At 71.0% G+C, this 23,303-nt stretch carries 19 protein-coding genes and 1 riboswitch; of the genes, 16 read left to right on the top strand and 3 right to left on the bottom strand.

Annotation, left to right across the window (positions count from 1 at the left end; all coding sequences use genetic code 11):
* Nucleotides 1–66 precede the first annotated feature (66 nt).
* Together OG978_RS16685 and OG978_RS16680 are read right to left on the bottom strand one after the other, a co-directional pair.
* Nucleotides 67–816, bottom strand: coding sequence for a hypothetical protein (locus OG978_RS16685; protein WP_326765986.1), 750 nt, complete (start codon nt 814–816; stop codon nt 67–69).
* Between the two features lie 56 nt (nt 817–872).
* Complete coding sequence (locus OG978_RS16680) at nt 873–1,721, bottom strand: DUF4190 domain-containing protein (protein ID WP_326765985.1); 849 nt, start codon at nt 1,719–1,721, stop codon at nt 873–875.
* 231 nt (nt 1,722–1,952) lie between these two features.
* On the opposite strand from OG978_RS16680, the gene OG978_RS16675 reads away from it, so the two are divergent.
* The 3 genes from OG978_RS16675 to OG978_RS16665 all read left to right on the top strand — a co-directional run bounded on the left by OG978_RS16675 (nt 1,953) and on the right by OG978_RS16665 (nt 6,397).
* Nucleotides 1,953–4,037 (top strand): N-6 DNA methylase, encoded by a 2,085-nt coding sequence (locus OG978_RS16675; protein WP_326765984.1) that lies wholly within the window; start codon nt 1,953–1,955, stop codon nt 4,035–4,037.
* Nucleotides 4,038–4,157: 120 nt separating this feature from the next.
* On the top strand, nt 4,158–4,862 hold the full coding sequence (locus tag OG978_RS16670) for a hypothetical protein (protein ID WP_326765983.1): 705 nt from the start codon (nt 4,158–4,160) through the stop codon (nt 4,860–4,862).
* Nucleotides 4,859–6,397: a serine/threonine-protein kinase gene (locus tag OG978_RS16665; RefSeq protein WP_326765982.1), complete on the top strand. Its 1,539-nt coding sequence runs from the start codon at nt 4,859–4,861 to the stop codon at nt 6,395–6,397. Before OG978_RS16670 ends, OG978_RS16665 begins: the two co-directional genes overlap by 4 nt.
* A gap of 41 nt (nt 6,398–6,438) precedes the next feature.
* On the opposite strand, the gene OG978_RS16660 is transcribed toward OG978_RS16665, so the two are convergent.
* On the bottom strand, nt 6,439–8,979 hold the full coding sequence (locus OG978_RS16660) for a YfhO family protein (protein WP_326765981.1): 2,541 nt from the start codon (nt 8,977–8,979) through the stop codon (nt 6,439–6,441).
* Nucleotides 8,980–9,102: 123 nt separating this feature from the next.
* Here OG978_RS16660 and OG978_RS16655 point away from each other — a divergent pair, with 123 nt between their 5' ends.
* The 13 genes from OG978_RS16655 to OG978_RS16595 all read left to right on the top strand — a co-directional run bounded on the left by OG978_RS16655 (nt 9,103) and on the right by OG978_RS16595 (nt 23,292).
* On the top strand, nt 9,103–10,065 hold the full coding sequence (locus OG978_RS16655) for a glycosyltransferase family 2 protein (RefSeq protein WP_326765980.1): 963 nt from the start codon (nt 9,103–9,105) through the stop codon (nt 10,063–10,065).
* Nucleotides 10,062–10,463: a GtrA family protein gene (locus OG978_RS16650; RefSeq protein WP_326765979.1), complete on the top strand. Its 402-nt coding sequence runs from the start codon at nt 10,062–10,064 to the stop codon at nt 10,461–10,463. The genes OG978_RS16655 and OG978_RS16650 overlap by 4 nt, the downstream gene beginning before the upstream one ends.
* A 158-nt stretch (nt 10,464–10,621) precedes the next feature.
* Nucleotides 10,622–11,272, top strand: a complete 651-nt coding sequence (locus OG978_RS16645) for a SurA N-terminal domain-containing protein (RefSeq protein WP_326765978.1) — start codon at nt 10,622–10,624, stop codon at nt 11,270–11,272.
* Nucleotides 11,273–11,318: 46 nt separating this feature from the next.
* The gene (locus OG978_RS16640; protein ID WP_326765977.1) at nt 11,319–12,281 is read left to right on the top strand and encodes a nucleoside triphosphate pyrophosphohydrolase; all 963 of its coding nucleotides are present in this window, start codon (nt 11,319–11,321) and stop codon (nt 12,279–12,281) included.
* A gap of 9 nt (nt 12,282–12,290) precedes the next feature.
* Entirely contained in the window at nt 12,291–13,616 is a 1,326-nt protein-coding gene (locus OG978_RS16635; RefSeq protein ID WP_326765976.1) for a cytochrome P450 family protein, read from the top strand.
* 105 nt (nt 13,617–13,721) lie between these two features.
* Nucleotides 13,722–14,696, top strand: coding sequence for a transglycosylase family protein (locus OG978_RS16630; RefSeq protein ID WP_326765975.1), 975 nt, complete (start codon nt 13,722–13,724; stop codon nt 14,694–14,696).
* A gap of 300 nt (nt 14,697–14,996) precedes the next feature.
* A riboswitch (cyclic di-AMP (ydaO/yuaA leader) is annotated at nt 14,997–15,168 on the top strand.
* 3 nt (nt 15,169–15,171) lie between these two features.
* Nucleotides 15,172–15,948: a transglycosylase family protein gene (locus OG978_RS16625; RefSeq protein ID WP_326765974.1), complete on the top strand. Its 777-nt coding sequence runs from the start codon at nt 15,172–15,174 to the stop codon at nt 15,946–15,948.
* A gap of 286 nt (nt 15,949–16,234) precedes the next feature.
* A complete protein-coding gene (gene eno, locus OG978_RS16620) occupies nt 16,235–17,521 on the top strand; it encodes a phosphopyruvate hydratase (protein WP_326765973.1) in 1,287 nt (428 codons plus the stop codon).
* Between the two features lie 125 nt (nt 17,522–17,646).
* Complete coding sequence (locus OG978_RS16615; RefSeq protein ID WP_072488301.1) at nt 17,647–18,117, top strand: FtsB family cell division protein; 471 nt, start codon at nt 17,647–17,649, stop codon at nt 18,115–18,117.
* Between the two features lie 59 nt (nt 18,118–18,176).
* Complete coding sequence (locus tag OG978_RS16610; RefSeq protein WP_124722936.1) at nt 18,177–18,710, top strand: DUF501 domain-containing protein; 534 nt, start codon at nt 18,177–18,179, stop codon at nt 18,708–18,710.
* Between the two features lie 213 nt (nt 18,711–18,923).
* Entirely contained in the window at nt 18,924–19,865 is a 942-nt protein-coding gene (locus OG978_RS16605; protein WP_326765972.1) for a Ppx/GppA phosphatase family protein, read from the top strand.
* A gap of 414 nt (nt 19,866–20,279) precedes the next feature.
* Nucleotides 20,280–21,665 (top strand): NAD(P)/FAD-dependent oxidoreductase, encoded by a 1,386-nt coding sequence (locus tag OG978_RS16600; RefSeq protein WP_124722938.1) that lies wholly within the window; start codon nt 20,280–20,282, stop codon nt 21,663–21,665.
* A 322-nt stretch (nt 21,666–21,987) separates the two neighbouring features.
* The gene (locus OG978_RS16595; protein WP_326765971.1) at nt 21,988–23,292 is read left to right on the top strand and encodes a cyclopropane-fatty-acyl-phospholipid synthase family protein; all 1,305 of its coding nucleotides are present in this window, start codon (nt 21,988–21,990) and stop codon (nt 23,290–23,292) included.
* Nucleotides 23,293–23,303: the final 11 nt, after the last annotated feature.

The raw sequence follows: 23,303 nt of genomic DNA, 5'->3' as shown, positions 1-23,303 counted from the left end.
CGTCGCACGGACGGAACCCGCCCCGGGGTGGGGCGGGTTCCGTCCGTGCGACGTGGTCCGAGGGCTTCAGGTCTTCGGTTCCTTCGCCGTGAACGGCTTGTCGAATTCGGAGAATTCGACCGTCACGGGGGCGGTGTGGTCGGTGTCGTGTCCCGCTCCGTCGTGCGGGAGACGCGGCTTCGCATTCGGCTTCGGATTCAGCTTCAGTCTCAGCAAAAAGGGTTTGCCGTCGGTGGCTATGTCCGCCGTCCACTTCCCGTCGTCCGTCTCGCCGGTGACGGTCAGGGCGGGCGCGCCGGCGCCGGGTGCGGTTGCCCGCCCCTTGTGGGCCGTCCCGCTCTTCGGCGCGAGGAGGCCGAGGAACGTCTCCCGGTCGCAGTAGCGCTCGGCCAGTTCCGCGTGCCCGTCGCCGGTGGCGGGCTTCACCCAACGGCCCGTGAGCCCGTTGGTGTCGGTGGCGGCGGCCGCCCGCAGCATCGCGGCGTCGGACCGGGTGCGGACCGTGCCGCCCGTCCGTACCAGCTCCATGGTGCCCGCCGCGCCCATGGAGAGCGTGACCGTGCACGTACCCCTGATGTCCGTGGCCACGTACGCCTCGACCGGGCCCTCGGGGGAGGTCGTCTCCACCGTCATGCGTACCGATTTGGCGGCGCGGGTCGCCGCGAGGGCCTTGTTGACGACCTCGGGGGCGGTCAGCCGGGCGTAGGGGGCGCCGGCGTCGGGTGCGTCGTCCGGAAGCATGCCGCAGGCCGTCGCGAGGGCGAGGGCGGTCGCGGCACTCAGGGTGGCTGCCGAGGCGCGGGCGAGAAGGCGCATGGTGGTCGGCTCCGGTCTGTCCGGTCCAAGGGGTCCGTCCGGTCCAAGGGGGAGAGTCAGAGCTTCAGGTCCCACTGGGAGGCGTCGTACGTAAAGCCGGGGTTGACCTCGACGGTCAGGTTCTTGGCGTCCGCCGGGGCGTCGAAGGCGAACTGGACCGTGACCTTCTTGCCCGGCAGGACCGTGCCGCTGAAGCCTGCGCCGACCTTGTTGTCGAAGATCTGCTCGGCGTCCACACCGTCCTGGCCGGCCCGGGCCGAGACGCTGACGAGCGCGGAGTCGAACTTCTCCTTGCCCGCGTTCTCGATGACGACGGCGACCCGGTAGGCCTTCTGGCCCTTGGTGTGTCCGGCGGCGTAGGCGTCCGGGGTGTACGAGGTGGCGTCGCCGACCGTGACCGTCAGATCGTCGTCGTACACGGCCGAGTCGCCGGCCTCCAGCGCCTCGCCGGTGTCCTTCTTGTCCGCGCCACCCTTGTCCGCGCCCCCGCCCTTGGCGGAGTCGTCGCCGGGCTTCGGCTTCGCGGAGGCCGTGGTGTCCGACACCGCCTTGTTGAGGTCGTTCACCGCGTCGTCCACGGCCTTGAACGTGATCACCGCGCCGACCACCGCGAGGATCATCGAGATCAGGCCGAGCACGGCGCCGAAGGTGGTCATCCCCTTGTTGGTGGCCTCGCCGCGCTTCGCGCGGCCCCGGCCGGCCAGACCCAGGACCAGGGCGATCAGGCCGAGGACGCCCGCCAGCCAGAACAGGAACGGGATCAGGCCGGACACGGCGCCGATGACACCCAGGACGAGAGCGGCGATGCCCAGTCCGTTACGGGCCGGGCGCATGCCCGGCATCTGGTCGGGGGCGTACGGCTGCTGGGGCTGCGGGGACTGCGGCGGCTGCGTGAACTGGGACATGGCTGTGCCCTCCGGCAAAAGCAGAAACGGGTGGTGAGCGGATTCGTGCGTCACTCTCGTGCATCGCTCTCTTGCAGCGATGGGTCAATAACAGCAGAGCTTGTGAACCGAGTCAACATGGTTCACGGTGGATGGGTTGATGCACACTGTGAATCGATGTCGTGTGAACCTGGTCGGTATGCTCGCTGTCAACCAGTACCGGGACGAGTGCCAGGACCAGGGAGACAGTCAGTGCCGGAGAACTCGACAGAGGTGACCGCGGCCGGGATCGCACGGCTGGCGGGGGTGGGGCGCGCCGCGGTCAGCAACTGGCGCCGCCGCCACGCCGACTTCCCCAAGCCCGTCGGCGGCACCGAGACGAGCCCGTCCTTCGCGCTGCCAGAAGTCGAGCAATGGCTCCGCGACCAGGGGAAACTCGCCGAGGTCCCGCTGCGCGAACGGGTCTGGCAGCAGCTCGCCGGGCATCCCGCCGGTGCGGTCCCCGCCCTGGTCCACACGGGCTGCGCCCTGCTGCTCCTGCGGACCGCCCCCAACGCCTGGCCGGAGATCACCGCTGTGTCGGACGAACGGATGGCCGGCGTGCTTTCCCCCGCCCTGGACAAGGTGCTCACCGCCCGCTTCGGGCCGGCGGCGGAAGCCGGAAGGTCCGTTCACACCCCGAGCCGCGCCGCACTGCTCCCGTCCATTCCGCTGCTCCGCGCCGCCGCCGAACTCGCCGCCGGGACCGGGGTCCGGGAGACCTTCGAGTTCCTGCTCGGCCGTCAGCTGGACGCCAACCCGCGCCAGTACACACTCACCCCGCCCGGACTCGCCGAACTGATGGCCGCCCTGGTGGAGACGGGGGAGCGGCCCGCCCGCACCGTCCTCGACCCGGCCGCGGGCACCGGCGCCCTGCTGCGCGCCGTCGGCCGGCCGGCCGCCCTGTACGCCCAGGAGACCGACCCCGACCTCGCCGCGCTCACCGCGCTGAGGCTCGCCCTGCACACCGACACCGGCTGCGCCCTGGCGGCACGGACCGCCGACACCCTGCGCGCCGACGCCTTTCCGCAGCTCGCCGCCGACGCCGTGCTCTGCCACCCGCCGTTCAACGAACGCAACTGGGGCCACGACGAGCTCGCCTACGACCCGCGCTGGGAGTACGGCTTCCCGGCCCGTACCGAGTCCGAACTCGCCTGGGTCCAGCACGCCCTGGCCCATCTGCGCGAGGGCGGCACCGCCGTACTGCTGATGCCCCCGGCCGCCGCGTCGCGCCGCTCCGGCCGCCGGATCCGCGCCGATCTGCTGCGTCGCGGCGCCCTGCGCGCCGTCATCGCGCTCCCGGCCGGCGCGGCACCCCCGTACGGCATCCCGCTCCACCTCTGGGTGCTCCGCAAGCCCGGCAGCGGTCTGCACCCCTCGCCCGAACTGCTGCTCGTCGACACCGCCGAACCCGCCGAATCAGCTTCGGGAGGCCAGGCTTCCGCGGCCGGTGGGCGCGACCGGATCGACTGGCAGGCGGTGCACGGCGCCGTGCTCGACGCCTGGCAGTCCTTCGAGGACGCCGGCCCGGCCGGGGCCCGACCCGGCGCCGGCCGCGCCGTACCCGTCATCGAACTCCTCGACGACGACGTGGACCTGGCCCCCGCCCGCCATCTGCCGTCACCGGCCGCCGCGGGCGGACCCGCCGAGCTGATCCGGGTACGGGAGCGGCTGACCGAGACGCTCGGCCGCACCGGCACCCTCACCCCGCCCGCCGTGACCCTCTCCGACCCGGCCCACTGGCCGCTGACCACCGTCGGCGAACTCGCCCGCGCCGGCGCCCTCCAGCTCCGCACCGGCGGCTCCGGCACCGGCCCGGGGCCCGTCCTCACCGAACACGACGTCCTCGGCTCCACCGCCCCTTCGGGAAGCCTGCCCGTCGACGGCCCCGCCGAGGAACCGGTCCTCGTCGAACCGGGCGACGTCGTCGTCCCCGTGCTCGGCGGCGGCTCCGTCGCCCGCGTCATCGACGACGCCACCGCGGGCGCCGCGCTGGGCCGCAACCTCCAGCTGCTGCGCCCCGATCCGGCCGCCCTCGACGCCTGGTTCCTGGCCGGCTTCCTGCGCGGCACCGCCAACAACCGCCAGGCCAGCAGCTACGCCTCCACCGCCACCCGGCTGGACGCCCGCCGCCTCCAACTGCCGCGACTGCCGCTCGCGGAGCAGCAGCGGTACGGGGAACGGTTCCGTGCCCTGGCCGAGTTCGAGGACGTCCTGAGGCTGGCCGGCCGGCTCGGCGGACAACTCGTCCAGGGGATGTACGACGGGCTGACGGACGGCACGGTAGCGCCGAAGTGAGCTGAACCACAGCGGTTCCGTACAACCCGGAGCCGGTTGTCGGTGTCGCCCTCTACGCTCGGATCTGCGTGCACGGAGCGTGTGCGCGGATGTTCAACGACCAGGTCTCCAGGAGCAGCCATGTACGCCCCGGGTCATCCGCCGACGCCGCCGCGCCGGGTTCCCAGCCGGGCCTGGATCGTCTCGATGCGTGTGCTGTTCGTCGTGCTCTCGGTGGGCTCGCTCGGAATACTGCTGTGGAGTCCGCTGCTCCGCCTCGCGATCGTGCGCCGCCGGGTGTCCGACTGGTGGCTGACGGGGGCCGGGTTCGTGTTCGTCTGCGTGCTCCTGCCGATCCTCGGCAGGGACGGCAGCGACGAGCCGACCGGCATCGACAACGTCCTCATCCCGCTGCTGCTGGTGACGATGCTGGGCTCGCTCGCGTACTACCTGGTCGGGGACATCCGCCACTACGAACGTCTGACGAAGCAGCACGCGATGGGCGGCTACGCGGCTGTGGTGCCGGGGCACGGATACGGATACGGGTACGCGCCCACGGTGCCGATGCGGATGCCCGCTCCAGCTCCCGCACCCATGCCCCCGCCCGCGCAGCAGCAGCCGTTGCCGCCGCCGATGCAGCAGGTGCAGCCGTCGCCGCCGAGCCGGCCGGCACAGCCGCCCGCCACACCCCAGCAGCAGTCCCAGCCTTCACCCCAGCCTCAGCCTCAGCCGCAGTCCCAGCCGCACCCCTCGCCCCATCCCCATCCCCACCCCCAGCGCATCGACCAGGTCCGCGCCGAGCTCGACGAGTTGAGCGACTACCTCCGCAAGGAGGAGGGCCGGTGAGCGGACGTCTCATCGGCGGGCGGTACCAACTGGCGACCATCCTCGGCCAGGGCGGCATGGGCCAGGTCTGGACGGCCTACGACCAGCGCCTGGACCGCCGCGTCGCCGTGAAGCTGCTCCGCCCCGACCGGGTCACCGGCCCCGTCGGCAGCGAGGCCGCGGGCGAGCTGCGCCGCCGCTTCGTCCGCGAGTGCCGGGTCACCGCCCAGGTCGATCACCCGGGCCTGGTCACCGTCCACGACGCGGGCAGCGACGGCGACGACCTGTTCCTCGTCATGCAGTACGTCGAGGGCGCCGACCTCGCCGACCATCTCGCCGAGCACGACCCGTACCCCTGGCAGTGGTCCGTCGCGGTCGCCGCCCAGCTCTGCGCCGTCCTGTGCGCCGTGCACGCGGTGCCGATCGTCCACCGCGACCTCAAGCCCCGCAACGTGATGGTGCGTCCGGACGGCACCGTCACCGTCCTCGACCTGGGCGTCGCCTCCGTCCTGGACACCGACACCACCCGGCTCACCCACACCGGTTCACCGATCGGATCCCCGGCCTACATGGCTCCCGAGCAGGCGATGGGCGGCGCCGTCGGCCCGTACACCGATCTGTACGCCCTCGGCGTGCTCCTCCACGAACTGCTCAGCGGCGACGTGCCGTTCGCCGGATCCACCGCCCTCGGTGTGTTGCATCGCCACCTCTACGAGCCGCCGCTCCCGGTCCGCCGGATCAGGCCCGACATCCCCGAGCCGCTCGAAGCGCTGGTGCTGCGGCTGCTGGCCAAGGACCCGCAGCACCGCCCGTCCGGCGCCCAGGAGGTGTACGAACACCTCGCCCCGCTGCTCCCCTCGCCGGGCACCGGGCTCTCCGTCGGACCGCTCGACCCGACCCGCCCCTTCCTGCGCCCGCACGCCCCGTGGCCCGACCACGCCGCCGTCCCGCCCCCGCCACCGGCCCCGCCCGCCCCCGCGGCCGCCCGGCCCGATGTGGCCGCCGCCGTCGACGACGTGAAGAAGCTGCTCGGCGAGGGCCGGATCACCCAGGCCGTGGACATCCTCGGCTCGATCCTCCCGGTCGCCGCCGAACAGCACGGCGAGGACTCCGCGGTGGTCCGCATCCTGCGCAAGCAGTACGCGGCGACGCTGATGGACGACGGCCAGTACCGCCGCGCCCTGCCCGAGCTGCGCCGCCTCGCCGACGACCGCGCGGCGGAGGCCGGCCCGGCCGACGCGCAGACGCTCCAGTTCCGCTACGACGCGGCCCAGTGCCTGGAGCAGCTCGGTGAACCGGCCGCCGCGCTCGCGGAGTACCGCGCGGTCCTCCCGTACTTCGAGAACCACCGCGCCACGGGCGGCGACCCGGCCCGCTCCTTCGAGATCCGCAACCGCATCGCGCACCTGCTGCTCGCGCTCGGCGACCATGTGACGGCGCGCGTACAGCTCCAGGCGCTGCTGTACGACGCCGAGCGGGCCTACGGCCCCCACCACCCGCTGCCGGTGGAGCTGCGCCGCAGGCTCGACCGCCAGGTGGAGGTGCGGGGCGGCTGACGATCGCCGGGGGAGGTACGGGCGGCTGACCACCGGCCCGGTCAGGCCTGCACGGGCTCCGGGGTGTCGGCGTGCTGCGGCGAGCGGTCGGGTCCGTGCTGCCCGGACCCCGCACCCCGTCGCCGGTACACGAGCACGAGCCCGCCGAGCACCAGGACGGCCAGCGCGCCCGCCCCGGCCACCGCACCCGCCCGCAGGCCCGGGGGCCGGAACGAGCAGTCGACCGCCGTGCCGTCGGCCGGGGCCGGGGTGGCGACCAGGCCCAGATAGCTGTCCGCGGGGCGGCCCTGGCAGCTCCAGCCCGCGATCCGGGGCGCGGCGATCACGACCGTTCCGGTGGTGCCGGGCGGCAGTTCGGCCCGGACACCGTGGTCGGTGACGTGGACGGCGGTCGCGCCGGTGCGCTTCAGCCCGGCGACCGCCGAGGCCAGCCGGGCCCGGTCCAGACAGCCGACCGCCTGATGGGGCACGGTCCCGGCGCGCACCGGGGTCAGCGTGACCCGCACGCTCCCGCCCCCGCCGACCGTGCCCAGGTGCTGCATCGCGGCGCGCCTGGCCGGCAGCTGCCCCTTGAACTCGACCTCCGGGCCGTCACCGAGCCGTGCCCAGCCGAACATGTCGGGCGACCACAGATACGCCTCGGTGCCCGCCGGGCAGGCGGCGGTCAGCGTGTACGTGCCGCGCCCCACCCGGTAGTCGTACGCCCCCTTGTCGGCCACCGCGCCGCCGTCCGCCGTCCGCAGCGCCGTCGTCGGGACCGTGTAGACCCGCGAACCGAGCAGCTGCTCCTGGTTCCGGAACGGCGAACGGCCGTACGGCACCGGCCCGCCCGCCCCGCGCACCGTCACCAGCGGCGGCGTCCCGGCACGGCTCACCGTCACCGGCCGGTCGTCCGGGGCATTCGCCCCCTGGTGCGGATCGCGCGGCCCGCGCACCCGCGCGCCGACCGAGAAGACCGCGTCCGTGACCGGGTTGTCGAGGCTCTGCACGGCCCGGCCGTTCGACGTCCACCCGCCGCCGAGCGCACGCATCGTGCGGGTCAGTACGGCGGGCGTGTGGCTGCTGTAGTACGCGCCGCCCTGCCCGCCCACCAGCAGCGGATCGTTCGTGGTGGTCTGCTCCCGGCCGGGGTCCGTGCGATAGCCCGGCCAGCCGTCGGCGCCCGCGACCACGGCCGCCTGGGTCCGCTGACGTTCGCCCCAGGGCGCGTAGTCGTCGAGCCGGTTCAGCCGCTGCCGGTCGAAGTACGCGGTGGCGGCGGCGGCCTGCCCGGCCTGTGCGCCGATCAGCAGCACGGCGGCCAGCGCCGCGAGCCTCCGGCCCCGCCCGACCAGCACCAGAGCGCAGGCCGCGGCCACCAGACCCCCCGCGAACAGCGGATACGTCCATCCGGTGACCAGGTCGCTGAAGCCGGCCCCGGCCGCGAGCAGCACCAGGACCGCGACCCCGCCGAGCAGCGCCCGCCGCCCCGGCCAGCCGTACGAGACCGAGACCCAGGCGGCGATCACCACCAGCCCGGCCAGCACGAACGTCTGCCGGTACGGACTGCCGTTGGGCGTGGCGAAGGCATGCCAGAGCAGATGTGTGGGGCCCCACTGCAAGGACAGCGCGACCCCGGCCACCAGCCCCGCCCACGCCCACCGCTCGCGCCCAGGCACGGACCGCTGGAAGGCCGGCGCACAGGCCAGCAGCAGGGTGCCGGTGCCGAGGAAGAGGGCCGGGGTGAAGAAGCTGTACGTGGCGGGCAGCAGCCGGGCGAGCACATCGGGCCAGGCGGCGGGCGCGAACGTACGCTCCCAGCCCGGGTAGGCGTGCTTGGTGCCCAGGTAGACGGGGAGCAGGACGGGCGCCGAGAGCCCGATACCCACCCCGACCGTGCAGACGGCCCGCACCAGCCCCCGGACCACCGCCCGCCGGTCGTCCCGCTCGGTGAAGAGCCGGACGGCCAGCACCAGGGCGGCACCGAGCGTCGCCATGTACGCCGTGTAGAAGTTGGCCGCCCACACCACCGCGACGAGCAGCGGCCCGGCGATCCGGTGCCGTCCCGTACGGGCCCACTCGGCGACCAGGCAGAGCAGCGGCAGGGCGATCAGGCCGTCCAGCCACATCGGGTTGTACGAGGCCTCGGCGACCGACCAGCCGCACAGCGCGTACGAACCGCCGAGCGCCCCCGCCGCCCACCAGCGCCCGCCGCGCAGCGTCAGCAGGAACAGGGCCATCAGCGCCGCCGCCGACGCCATCTTCAGGACCGTGACCACATAGACCGCGAGGTCGATCCGGTCGCGCGGGAAGACCCCGACGAGCAGGGCGAACGGGCTGGTCAGATAGGTGCCGAGATCCGGCAGGAAGCTCGTCCCGTACCCGGAGGACCAGTTGAGCAGCAGCCCGCCGTCGGTGTTCCCGTGCAACAGGTCCCACAGCCGGGCGTGGAACGGCACGAACTGATTGCCCAGGTCGTTGACGCTGCGCGTGTGCGGCCCGAACGGGAAGACCCGTGCCACGGCGTCACCCGCGCAGACTGCGGCGACGGTGAGCAGCGCGGCGAGCGAGCCCGCGCACAGGCGGGGACGGGAAGTCGGCATACGCAGGAATATGCCAGCTTCGAACGCTCAAACCCCTCCCGAAATGGGTCAGTTCACGCAATGGATGCTCACCGGCCACGTGTTGCATCGGGTTCCGACATCTGGCCGCGCTGATGTACATCCGTGCTGATCTCGCTGGTGGTGCCTTGTTTCAACGAGGAAGAGATCCTCGAACGCTTCCATGAACGCGTCACGGACGAAATGACCGGGCTGGGACATGAATTCCAGCTGGTGTTCGTCGACGACGGCAGTAGGGACCGGACCCTGGTGATCCTCCAGGAGCTGGCCGCCGCCGACCCGCGGGTCCGCTATGTCTCCTTCAGCCGCAACTTCGGCAAGGAGGCCGCCATGCTGGCCGGTCTCCAGCACGCCGAGGGCGACGCCGTGGTCATCATGGACGCCGACCTCCAGCACCCGCCCGAGCTCGTGGGCCGGATGCTCGAAGAGCACGCGCAGGGCTACGACCAGGTGATCGCCCGCCGCACCCGCAAGGGCGACCGCGTCACCCGCACCCTCAGCGCCCGCGCCTACTACTGGCTGATCAACCGCATGGTGGACGTGGAGCTGGTCGACGGCGTCGGGGACTTCCGACTGCTGTCCCGCCGCACCGTCGACGCCGTACTGGAACTCACCGAATACAACCGGTTCTCCAAGGGCCTTTTCGCCTGGGTGGGATTCCGTACGACGACCTTCAGCTACGAGAATGCCGTCCGCGAACAGGGCAGTTCCGCCTGGACCTTCGGAAAGCTGCTCAATTACGGTCTCGACGGGCTGCTGTCCTTCAACAACAAACCGCTGCGGGCGGCGCTCTATCTGGGCATGCTGCTGCTGTCCGTGGCCTTCGCCTATGCGGCGTGGATTGTCGGCGTCGCCCTGGTGCAGGGGGTGGAGACCCCCGGTTATGTCACGCTCATCGTCGTGGTCACCGCGCTCGCCGGGGTCCAGATGGTGATGGTCGGGGTGGTCGGCGAGTACGTCGGCCGTATCTACTACGAGGTGAAGAGGCGCCCGCACTTCCTGGTGAAGGCCACGAACACCGAGGCGTCGCAGAGGATACGAGAGCCCCAGGAGTTCGTACGCCGATGACGGTCACGGCACAGATGGCCCGATTCGCCCTCGTGGGAGTGGTGAACACCGGCACGTACTACGGCTGCTACCTCGTCCTGCTGACGTGGCTGCCCTATATCGCCGCCCATGTGATCGCCTTCGCGCTGAGCATGACCGGCTCCTTCTTCCTGAACTCCTGGTTCACCTACCGGACCCGTCCCACCTGGCGGAAGTTCCTGCTCTTCCCGCTCACCAACGCCGCCAACTTCGTCATCACGACCGGCGGTGTCTATCTGCTGGTCGACCTCGCCGGGTTCAGCAGCCGGTACGCGCCGCTGGTCGCGGCCGCGGCGGCCATCCCGATCACCTTCGTCGTCTCGCGCACGATCATGCTGCGACCGGACCCCCGGACCCCGTCGGCCGAACGCGTGCCCTGAGCCCCGCCGGGCGGCCCCGAGCCGTGCCGATCGGGCCCACATCCCCAACTCCTCCCGAATCGTTGGTCGAATCAGTGGCCCCAGCCACGTCCACTGCCTAACATCGATCACCGCAAGGTCTTGTGCACTGATGCACAAAGTCTCCCCGGGAGGTTCCTTTGCACCGCCGCACCGCGCTCACCGTCTCCGCCGCCCTGCTCGCCGGCGCCCCACTCCTGACCGCCTGCGGCAGCGAGACCCACCCGGGTGCCGCGGCCGTCGTCGGCGGGGACCGGATCGAGGTCTCCACGCTGCAGGACCAGGTGGCGGCCGTACGCGAGGCCCAGCGCGATTCGAAGGACGCGTCCCAGCTCATCGACAAGTCCGGGCAGCTCAGCCGGGCCAAGCTGCACGGCATGATCTTCGACCGGGTCCTGGACCGGGCCGCACAGGACGCGGGAGTGTCCGTCAGCCGCAACGAGATCCAGCAGGTGCGCAAGGCCGCGGTGGCCCAGTCCGGTGGGGAGGCGCGGCTGCGGACGGCGATGCTCCAGCAGAGCTGGGTCGCCCCCGGCCAGATCGACGCCGTCCTGCGCGAGCAGGTCCAGCTGACGAAGCTGGCCCAGGCGCTCGGCGCCGACCTGCAGCAGCCCGCCGGTCAGCAGGCCGTCGGCGAGGCGCTCAGCAAGGCGTCGAAGGCGCTGCGCGTCGACGTCAATCCGCGCTACGGCACCTGGGACAGCAAGCAGACCCAGCTCGCCGACTACAAGGCCCCCTGGATCAACCGGGTCACCAAGCCGGCCGGCGCGGCTGCCGAGGCAGGCGCCTGACCGGCCGCGGAACGGGCGACGGGAACGACCGGGGTAGATTCGAACGGTGAACGCTGAAGACCCCGGCCGTATCGTTCTGCTCACCGCCAGCCACCGCGTCGCGCCCGGACTCCTGTCCTGGCCCGCCTGGCAGACGCTGCACGCCGCCGACCGGGTGCTCTGCGCCGAGCCGGACCACCCGCAGCTGCCGTATCTGCGTGAGGCGGGCGTCACCGTCGAGCACTCCGCGCCCACCGCGCAGGAGCTCGTCGACGCCTGTGCGGGCGGCCGGAGCGTCGTCGTCCTCGCGGGCGGCGAGGGCGATCAGCCGCTGACCGACGGTCTGGCCCGGCTCGCCGGTTCGGGCCGGGTGCGGATGCCGGATCTGGAGCTGCTGCCCGGTTCGTACGACCTGCCGGGCGCCCGGCTCCTCGATCTGGTCCAGGTCATGGACCGGATCAGGATCGAGTGCCCGTGGACCTCGCAGAAGACCCACGAGGGCCTCGCCAAGTACGCCATCGAGGAGGCGTACGAACTCGTCGAGGCGATCGAGGACGGCGACCGCGACGAACTGCGCGAGGAACTCGGCGACGTACTTCTCCAGGTCGTCTTCCACGCCAGGATCGCCGAGGAGGACGGGGAGGAACCGTTCTCCGTCGACGACGTGGCCGCGACCCTCGTCGAGAAGCTGATCCACCGCCACCCGCACGTCTTCGGCGACGAGAGCGCCGAGACCCCGGAGGACGTGCACGCGCACTGGCTGCGGACCAAGGCCATCGAGAAGCAGCGCGAGTCGGTCACCGACGGAGTCCCGCTCGGCCAGCCCGGCCTGGCGCTGGCGGCGAAGCTGGCCGGCCGGGTCCGTACCGCGGGGCTCGAAGTGCCGCTCCCCACCGGCGACGGCATCGGCTACGAGCTCCTCGCCCTCGCCGTACGCGCCGAGCAGGACGGCATCGACCCCGAGGCCGCACTGAGGGCCGCGGGCCGTGCCTACCGGGACGCCATCAGGGCGGCGGAGGGCACCGGATAACGTCGGGGGGTGAACCACAGCCCCGCCGACCAGCCCGCCGACCGCCCCGCCGATCAGCCCGCCGCCTGCCCCGTCGGCGCACCCGAACTCTTCACGTGGGAGTTCGCCACCGACCCGTACCCGGCGTACGCCTGGCTGCGCGAGCACAGCCCCGTGCACCGGACCGCGCTGCCCAGCGGCGTCGAGGCCTGGCTGGTGACCCGGTACGCGGACGCGCGGCAGGCGCTCGCCGACACCCGGCTCTCCAAGAACCCGGCGCACCACGCCGAGCCGGCGCACGCCAAGGGGAAGACGGGCATCCCGGGCGAGCGCAAGGCGGAGCTGATGACGCATCTGCTGAACATCGACCCGCCGGACCACACCCGGCTGCGCCGCCTCGTCTCCAAGGCGTTCACCCCGCGCCGGGTCGCCGAGTTCGCACCGCGCGTACAGGAACTGACGGACCGCCTCATCGACGGCTTCATCGCGGAGGGGAAGGCGGACCTCATCCACGACTTCGCCTTCCCGCTCCCCATCTACGCGATCTGTGATCTGCTCGGCGTCCCGCGCGAGGACCAGGACGACTTCCGGGACTGGGCGGGCATGATGATCCGCCACGGTGGCGGCCCGCGCGGCGGGGTGGCCAGGTCGGTCAAGAAGATGCGCGGGTACCTCGCCGAACTGATCCACCGCAAGCGGGAGAACCCGGGGGACGATCTGATCTCCGGGCTGATCCGGGCCAGCGACCACGGCGAGCACCTCACCGAGAACGAGGCCGCGGCCATGGCCTTCATCCTGCTCTTCGCCGGATTCGAGACGACGGTCAATCTCATCGGCAACGGGGTCTACGCCCTGCTGCGCAACCCCGGTCAGCGCGAACGGCTGCAGCTCTCCCTCGACTCGGGGGAGAGCGGGCTGCTGGAGACCGGCATCGAGGAACTGCTGCGGTACGACGGCCCGGTGGAGCTGGCCACCTGGCGGTTCGCCACCGAGCCGCTGACGCTCGGCGGACAGGACATCGCGGCCGGGGACCCCGTACTCGTGGTGCTCGCCGCCGCCGACCGCGACCCGGAACGCTTCGAAAACCCCGACACGCTCGACCTCGCACGGCGTGACAATCAGCACCTCGGATACGGGCACGGCATCCACTACTGCCTGGGAGCGCCGCTCGCCAGACTGGAGGGACAGACCGCGCTCGCCACGCTTCTGAACCGCCTTCCGGACCTGCGGCTTGCGGTGAAACCTACCGATTTGCGGTGGCGTGGCGGGCTCATCATGCGTGGACTTCGCACGCTCCCCGTGGAGTTCACACCGGGGCCCGCCCGCGCAGAAAATGACACTCCGTCAACTCTGTGACTTTCACGTGATCCGCGCTGCATCGACTTGTGACACGCGTTCGAGTCCCGCTAGGTTCACCGTTCGACTCACCAGTCGCACGTCAGTCACACGGAAGGCAACCCCATGGGCTCCGCGAACGGCAGACACCGTCGCCCCCGTCAGGCACCCGCCATCGTCGTCGCCGCGGGCGTGACCGGATCGGCCATCGCCATCCCGCTGCTCGGCGCCTCCGGTGCGCACGCGGCCGACGCCACGACCTGGGACCGGGTGGCCGAGTGCGAGAGCGGCGGCATGTGGAGCGCCGACCTCGGCAACGGCTACTACGGCGGTCTGCAGTTCTCGCAGGAGACCTGGAAGGCGTACGGCGGTGAGGCGTACGCGGAGCGCGCCGACCTCGCCAGCCGGGCGCAGCAGATAGCGGTGGCCGAGAAGGTCCTGGACGACCGGGGCCCGCAGGCCTGGCCCAGCTGCGCGGTCATCTCCGGCCTCGCGGTGGACGGGACGCTGCCGGGGGTCGACCCGGGTTCCGTCCCCGCCGACGACCCGACCGGGAGCGCGAAGCCGGCTGACGACGCGTCGACGGACCCGTCGAGCGACGCCGTACCGTCCGAGAGCGCCTCGGACGGTACGGGCGCCGTGGACGGTGCGGACGGCCCGGACGGGGCCGACAAGCCGTCAGGGAAGGCCTCGCCGTCCCCGAAGTCCTCGGCCTCGACCACCCCGTCCTCCGGTGCGCCCTCGGAGGCGCCCTCCGACGCACCCCGTGACGCGTCCGATTCGCCCGACTCGTCCGGTGATGTGGGCGGCAAGCATCGTGGCACGCCGGCCGCCGAGGGGAATCGCGACACGGGCGGCGGCAACCGTGAGTCGGGCCGTCACGCCTCCCGCGGGGGCAACGGCGCCCGCGACACGGCCGAGCCGGTGGCTGACGGCGCGTACACCGTCCGGCCCGGCGACAACCTCTGGTCGATTGCTGATGCACAGAAGGTTCCCGGTGGCTGGCCCGCGCTCTACGAGGCCAACAAGGGTGCCGTCGGCTCCGACCCGGACCTCGTCCTCCCTGGCCAGAGCCTCGATCTCGATGTGAAGGTCAAGTGAGGGTGGTCTGATAATCGACTAAAAACGCCCCAAAAACTGGGCCAGTTCAGGGACCTATGTCCGCTTATGCGTAAGTGAGACATGGGTCTCTTTGCGTCAACTGGCGTGTCGCGCCTGGGGAGCCCTTCCGCATCACGTCCCACCTGCGGAAACGACAGTTCTTCAGATGCAAGTACGGGTTGATTGTCCGATGTGTCCATCTTTGAATGTGGGGGTTGCGTATGTTTACGGTCGGAACCGCTCGCACCGCGGGCCCCGTCGACCGTCACGCCGAATCCTGCCGTCGGTCGAAGGGAACAGACGCGTAAAGCGCCGTAGGCAGGAGCGGGGGACCCAGGTAAGCGCCGGGCCCGATCGTCGAAAGACGCATCAGGACCGGCTTGGGGTGAAGTCGCGTGCTAGGACGTGCGACCGGGCAACTCACTTGGCCCGAACCCGACAGCTCACCTCGCAGGCGTCGGTGAGGAGAAGTTCCATGCTGCTTTCCAGCAAGGGCAAGCACCGCCGCCCGTCCAAGGCCGTCCGTATCGCCACGCTCGCCGGTGTCGCCGGTGCCGCTGTCGCCGTGCCCCTGATGGGTGCGACCAGCGCCTCCGCCGCCTCCGTCGCCACCTGGGACGCCGTCGCCCAGTGCGAGTCCGGTGGCAACTGGTCCATCAACACCGGCAACGGCTACTACGGCGGTCTGCAGTTCTCGCAGTCCAGCTGGGCCGCCGCCGGCGGTACGCAGTACGCCGCCCGTGCCGACCTGGCCACCAAGGCCCAGCAGATCGCCACCGCCGAGAAGCTCCTCGACATGCAGGGCCCGGGTGCCTGGGCCTGCGCCGGTGCCGGTGGCCTGACCAACGACGGTGTCGACCCGGGCGTCGACGCCGGCTCCTCCTCGAACTCCACCGCGAGCTCCGGCGCCACCGAGCAGCAGAGTGCCCCGGCTGCCCCGAAGCAGCAGTCGCAGCCGACCCAGCAGGCCCAGCCGAAGCAGAGCGAGCGCACCGAGGCCCCCGCCGCCTCCCGCTCGGAGCGCTCCGCCACCCCGCAGGCCGAGTCGAAGAAGACCGTCACCACCCCGACCGGCGAGAAGGTCAAGAAGGGCGATGGTGAGTACAAGGTCGTCTCCGGCGACTCGCTGAGCGAGATCGCGGCCGACCACAAGGTCGAGGGCGGCTGGCAGCAGCTGTTCGAGCTGAACAAGGACATCGTCAAGGACGCCGACCTGATCTACCCGGGTCAGCAGCTGCACCTGACGAAGTAGTCGCGGCTCTCTCCTCCCCGAGTGCCCCGGCCCGGCGCGCATTCCCCCGTACGCGCCGGGCCGGGGTTCTGCCGTTTCCGCTCGGGGGAGCGCCGGATCGTTCAACTGTTGTAGTTACCGGCCAGTAAATTTCTGGCTGTTTGCCCGGCAATGTGCGCCCTTGGGTCCTTTTTCGTCCCAGGGGACGGGCGGTCGTCGGGCTGAGCGGGCCGGGCCGGTTAGGCTCTTGTCGCAAGGCCAAAGTGACCCTGCACAACCAGCGTCATATCCCAGAAGGAGATGCCTCGTGCCGTCCATCGACGTCGTCGTAGCCCGGGAAATCCTCGACTCCCGAGGTAACCCCACGGTCGAGGTAGAGGTCGGCCTCGACGACGGCAGCACGGGCCGTGCTGCCGTTCCGTCCGGCGCCTCCACCGGCGCGTTCGAGGCCATCGAGCTTCGCGACGGTGACCCCAACCGCTACCAGGGCAAGGGCGTCGAGAAGGCCGTCCTCGCCGTGATCGAGCAGATCGGCCCGGAGCTCGTCGGCTACGACGCCACCGAGCAGCGGCTGATCGACCAGGCGATGTTCGACCTGGACGCCACCGAGAACAAGGGCTCGCTCGGCGCCAACGCCATCCTCGGCGTCTCGCTGGCCGTCGCCCACGCCGCCTCCGAGGCCTCGGACCTGCCGCTGTTCCGCTACCTCGGCGGCCCGAACGCGCACCTGCTGCCCGTTCCGATGATGAACATCCTCAACGGCGGTTCGCACGCGGACTCCAACGTGGACATCCAGGAGTTCATGATCGCGCCGATCGGTGCGGAGTCCTTCTCCGAGGCCCTGCGCTGGGGCGCCGAGGTCTACCACACGCTGAAGAAGGTCCTGAAGACCAAGGGTCTTTCGACCGGTCTCGGCGACGAGGGCGGCTTCGCGCCGAACCTGGAGTCGAACCGCGCCGCCCTCGACCTCATTGTCGAGGCCATCAAGGAAGCCGGCTACGCCCCGGGCAAGGACATCGCGCTCGCGCTCGACGTCGCCGCGTCCGAGTTCTACAAGGACGGCAAGTACGAGTTCGAGGGCAAGTCCCGCTCGGCCGCCGAGATGACCGAGTACTACGAGGAGCTCGTCTCCGCGTACCCGCTGGTCTCCATCGAGGACCCGCTGTACGAGGACGACTGGGCCGGCTGGAAGGTCATCACCGACAAGCTCGGCGCCAAGGTGCAGATCGTCGGCGACGACCTCTTCGTCACCAACCCGGAGCGCCTGGCCCGCGGCATCGAGGAGGGCTCCGCCAACGCCCTGCTCGTCAAGGTCAACCAGATCGGCTCGCTGACCGAGACCCTGGACGCCGTCGAGCTCGCCCAGCGCAACGGCTTCAAGTGCATGATGTCGCACCGGTCCGGCGAGACCGAGGACGTCACCATCGCCGACCTCGCGGTCGCCGTGAACTGCGGCCAGATCAAGACCGGCGCCCCGGCCCGCTCGGACCGCGTCGCCAAGTACAACCAGCTGCTGCGCATCGAGGAGATCCTCGACGACGCCGCGGTGTACGCGGGCCGCTCGGCGTTCCCGCGGTTTCGCTCTGCGAACTGAGTAGGCACAGCAAGGGCTGACCCCTTTCGGCCCGTCAGGGGCCGTAGGTCATGGCGTCCGTCCGTCCCCGCACTCGGTCCCGTACCGTGTGCGGGGACGGACGTGTGTAGTGGGGAGGCGGAGACATGGCCGCGAAGGACCGGGACCGGTTCTCCACCGCGACCCGGCTGCGGCTGCTCGGCGAGCAGACCGCCGCCCGTGTCTACCGGTCCCAGAACCGCCGTCAGGCCCGCCGCTCACGGCTCACCGGCCGGGCGGCCTTCCTGGCGCTCGTCGTCTGCTCCCTGGTGGTCGCGCTCGCGTACCCGATGCGGCAGTACGTCTCGCAGCAGGACGAGATCGCCGACCAGGAGCGGCTGGCGCAGGAGGCCAAGGCCCGTACCGAGGAGCTGCGCGACGAGAAGGCGCGCCTCCAGGACGACGCGTACATCAGGCAGCTGGCCCGTACACACCTGCACTACCTTCTTCCCGGGGAGACCGGTTACACGGTGATCGACCCCGACGCGGTCAAGGAGCGCGAGGGCAGGACGGACGAGTCCGGCCGGCCGTGGCACTCCAACCTCTGGGACGGCGTCGACAGCGCCGACCGCGACTGACTCTCTTCATCCATCTGCAGAACCGCAGTTCGAGCAGCCCGATCAGAACCTAGGCAGGCATGGAAACGCCCCCTCCCCAGACCGAGTCCACCGCGCCCACCGAGGCGGACATCGCCGCGTTCCAGCAGCAGCTGGGCCGCCCGCCGCGCGGTCTGCGCGCGATCGCGCACCGCTGCCCGTGCGGCAACCCGGACGTGGTCGAGACGCAGCCCCGGCTGGAGGACGGTACGCCGTTCCCGACGACGTACTACCTGACGTGCCCGCGTGCCGCGTCCGCGATCGGCACGCTGGAGGCGAACGGGGTCATGAAGGAGATGACCGAGCGCCTCGGTACGGACCCCGAGCTGGCCGCCGCGTACCGGGCCGCTCACGAGGACTACATCGCGCGGCGCGATGCCATCGAGGTGCTGGAGGGCTTCCCGAGCGCGGGGGGCATGCCGGACCGGGTGAAGTGCCTGCACGTCCTGGTGGGGCACTCGCTGGCCGCGGGGCCAGGGGTGAATCCGCTGGGCGACGAGGCGATTGCGATGCTGCCGGAGTGGTGGCGCAAGGGGCCGTGCGTTTCGCCGTGCGGCGCGCCGGACGAGGGCTGACCGGTCGCCCTCCCGGGGGCTCTGCCCCCGGACCCCCGCTCCTCAATCGCCGGAGGGGCTTGGTTTGGGGCTCTGCCCCCGACCCCGCTCCTCAATCGCCGGAGGGGCTGGAATTGCTCCTCGTCCGCCGGAGGAGCTTGGTTTGCTCCTCGTCCGCCGGAGGGGCCTGGATTGCTCCTCGTTCGTCGGAGGGGCTTTAGCTGGGAGTGCTTCATGAGTCGCGTGGCCGCCATCGACTGCGGTACCAACTCCATCCGCCTGCTCGTCGCCGATGCGGACCCGTCCACCGGTGAGCTCGTCGAGCTCGACCGGCGGATGGAGATCGTCCGCCTCGGCCAGGGCGTCGACCGTACCGGCCGGCTCGCCCCCGAGGCCCTGGAGCGGACGTTCGCCGCCTGCCGGCAGTACGCGGCGGTGATCAAGGAGCACGGGGCGCAGCGGATCCGCTTCGTCGCCACCTCCGCCTCCCGCGACGCGGAGAACCGGGACGAGTTCGTCCGCGGGGTGCTGGAGATCCTGGGCGTCGAGCCCGAGGTGATCAGCGGCGACCAGGAGGCGGAGTTCTCCTTCACCGGCGCCACCAAGGAGCTCGCGGGCCGCGATCACCTGGCGAAGCCGTATCTCGTCGTGGACATCGGCGGCGGCTCCACCGAGTTCGTCGTCGGCGACGACCATGTGCGGGCCGCGCGCTCCGTCGACATCGGCTGCGTACGGATGACCGAGCGGCACCTGGTACGCGACGGTGTCGTGAGCGACCCGCCGACCGACGCTCAGATCGGCGCGATCCGGGCCGATATCGACGCCGCACTCGACCTCGCCGAGAAGAGCGTCCCGCTCACCGGGGCCGCCACCCTCGTCGGCCTCGCCGGGACGGTCACCACGATCGCGGCGATCGCTCTGGGGCTCGACGCGTACGACTCCGAGGCCATCCACCACTCCCGGATCTCCCTGGAGCAGGTCCGGGAGATCACCGGACGGCTCCTCGGCTCCACCCACGCCGAGCGGGCCGCGATCGGCGCGATGCATCCGGGACGGGTCGATGTGATCACGTCCGGGGCGCTGATCCTGCTCGCCGTGATGGAGCGGACCGGGGCCCGGGAGGTCGTGGTCAGCGAGCACGACATCCTCGACGGAATCGGCTGGTCGATCGCCTAGAACCCGGCGCTCACGCGTACCTTGGCCTGCACCTTTGAGCCCTCGTGAGCCACCCGGACGGTGGTTCGCGGGACACGTCGCGACGAAGTTCGTGAACTTCTTCACAAGGAATTCGGCCCTGTGGAGGGCAGTTCTGCTCCGTATGGGCATCCGGAGCCGCTCGCGGGGCCGTTGTGCGATCGTGCGGGAGTGTTCCGGACGTGTTGCCGGTATGTGAATCGGAGCGGTGGTTCACTTCGTCCGGAGGGCCAAGGGCCAGCTCACAAGCGGTGAACAACGTTCGCGGTCGCACCGTGGTTCCCCTGCGGCGCCATGACCTCGGTCACGTGGGCGGCGAAGTGTAGCAGAAGGTTGCCCATAGCTTGTGAAGGGGCTCACGAGCATGCCCCCCGAGGGGGGTGGATACTCGATGCCATGAGCACCACGGAGCGTCCCAGGATCCTCGTAGTAGGCGGTGGGTACGTAGGCCTGTACGCAGCTCGACGCATTCTCAAGAAGATGCGCTACGGCGAGGCGACCGTCACGGTCGTCGACCCGCGCTCGTACATGACGTACCAGCCCTTCCTCCCCGAAGCTGCTGCCGGCAGCATCTCGCCTCGGCATGTCGTCGTCCCGCTGCGACGTGTACTGCCGAAGGCCGAGGTACTCACCGGCCGCGTCACGACTATCGATCAGGACCGCAAGGTCGCCACGGTCGCGCCGCTCGTCGGCGAGGCCTACGAGCTGCCCTTCGACTACCTGGTCATCGCGATGGGCGCGGTCTCCCGCACCTTCCCGATTCCCGGCCTTGCCGAGCAGGGCATTGGCATGAAGGGGATCGAGGAGGCCATCGGGCTGCGCAACCACGTTCTCGAGCAGCTGGACAAGGCCGACTCGACGACCGACGAGGACGTCCGCCGCAGGGCGTTGACGTTCGTCTTCGTGGGCGGCGGCTTCGCCGGTGCGGAGACCATCGGCGAGGTCGAGGACATGGCCCGCGACGCGGCGAAGTACTACACGAACGTGAAGCGCGAGGACATGCGCTTCATCCTCGTCGACGCCGCCGACAAGATCCTTCCCGAGGTCGGCCCGAAGCTGGGCACCTGGGGTCGGGAGCACCTGGAGTCCCGTGGTGTCGAGGTCTTCCTCTCGACCTCCATGGACTCCTGCGTCGACGGTCATGTCGTCCTGAAGAACGGCCTCGAGGTCGACTCCAACACCATCGTGTGGACGGCCGGCGTGAAGCCGAACCCGGCGCTGGCCCGCTTCGGCCTGCCGCTCGGTCCGCGCGGTCACGTGGACACCTCCGAGAAGCTCCAGGTGCAGGGCACCGACTACATCTGGGCCGCGGGCGACAACGCCCAGGTTCCGGACATGGTCGGCCGCAAGGCCGGCAACCCGAACGCATGGTGCCCGCCCAACGCCCAGCACGCGCTGCGGCAGGCCAAGGTCCTCGGCGACAACGTCATCTCCGGGATGCGCGGCTTCCCGCAGAAGGACTACAGCCACGCCAACAAGGGTGCCGTCGCCGGTCTGGGGCTGCACAAGGGCGTCGCGATGATCGTCATGGGCAAGATGAAGATCAAGCTCAAGGGACGCCTCGCCTGGTACATGCACCGTGGCTACCACGGCATGGCGATGCCGACCTGGAACCGCAAGATCCGGATCTTCGCCGACTGGACCCTCGCGATGTTCCTCAAGCGCGAGGTCGTCTCGCTCGGCGCCATGGAGACGCCGCGCGAGGAGTTCTACGAGGCCGCCAAGCCGGCCCCGGCCCCGGCCGCCGCCAAGGCCGAGGGCGAGAAGGCCAAGGCCTCCTAGTCCGACCGCGGGCCCACTCGCCCGCGCAGTACGTGCACAACGCCCGAAGGGGCCGTCCGCCATCCGTGGTGCGGGCGGCCCCTTCGGCGTATCCGGCCCCGCGTGACGAGGTCCGGTACAGGGCGCCACGGGGCGCTGCAGCGGCGGATGCATGTGGCGTACAGCTATTTTGCCCTTCCATTGCGCTGTAGCGGGATGGCGCGCGCTCCGCAGACTGTTGACGGGTACGTACCTCGTCGCGGCGCACGGGTGCCCGGCGTGGTTACAGGCATGTTCGACCATGTTTGGGCACATTGGGAACATCATCACGGAGGTGTGCGCCATGGCAGACGCCGCGTTGCGGCTGACCGCTCTCGCCGAGGAGTTGCTGGGAGAAAAGCTGCCGGTCCGTATCCGGGCCTGGGACGGCAGCGAATCCGGACCGCCCGGTGCCCCCGTACTTGTGATCCGGAACCGCCGCGCGCTGCGCCGGCTGCTCTGGAAGCCGGGCGAACTGGGCCTGGCCCGCGCCTGGGTGGCGGGCGAACTCGACATCGAAGGCGATCTCTACGAGGCCCTGGACCTGATGGCCTCGCTGATCTGGGAACGCGGAGCCGACGCCAAGGACGGCGTCCACCCGGTCCGCGACCCCAAGGTACGGGCCTTCGCCAAGGGGCTGCTGCAACTGGCCGGCCCCTGGCCCCCGCCGCCCCCGCCGCCCGAGGAGGTGCGCCGCCGCACCGGCCCCCTCCACACCAAGCGTCGCGACAAGGAGGCCATCAGCCACCACTACGACGTGGGCAATGACTTCTACGAACTGGTCCTCGGCCCGTCCATGGTCTACTCCTGCGCCTACTGGGAGGACGGCGGAAGCCTGGAGGACGCCCAGCGCGACAAGCTCGACCTGGTCTGCCGCAAGCTCGCGCTGAAGGAGGGCGACCGCCTCCTCGACGTCGGCTGCGGCTGGGGCTCCATGGCCATCCACGCCGCCCGCGAGTACGGCGCCAGGGTCACCGGCGTGACCCTCTCCGTCGAACAGGCCGCCTTCGCCAGGAAGCGCGTCGCGGAGGCGGGACTGACCGACCGGATCGAGATCCGGGTCCAGGACTACCGGGACGTCAGGGACGGCCCGTACGACGCCATCTCGTCCATCGGAATGGCGGAACACGTCGGCTCGGTCCGCTTCCGCGAGTACGCCGACGACCTCCACGCACTCCTCAAGCCCGGCGGCCGGCTGCTCAACCACCAGATCGCCCGCCGCCCCGAGAAGGACGAGTCCGCGTACCACGTGGACGACTTCATCGACGCCTATGTCTTCCCGGACGGTGAACTGGCCCCGGTGGGCCGGACCGTGGCCACCCTCGAAGAGGCCGGCTTCGAGGCCCGCGACGTCGAGTCGCTCCGGGAGCACTACGCGCTGACCCTGCGCCGCTGGGTCGCCAACCTGGAGGAGCACTGGGACCGTGCGGTCCGGATGACCTCGCCCGGACGGGCCAGGGTCTGGCGCCTCTACATGGCCGCCTCCGCCCTCTCCTTCGAGCACAACAAGATCGGCGTCAACCAGATCCTTGTGGTGCGTCCCGAGGAGGGCGGGGCCTCCCGCACGCCGCTGCGGGCCCGCGACTGGAAGGCGTCCGCGACCGGCTGACACCGGAAACG

Source organism: Streptomyces sp. NBC_01591 (assembly GCF_035918155.1).
Lineage (GTDB): Bacteria > Actinomycetota > Actinomycetes > Streptomycetales > Streptomycetaceae > Streptomyces.
This window is presented reverse-complemented; position numbering and strand designations above follow the sequence as displayed.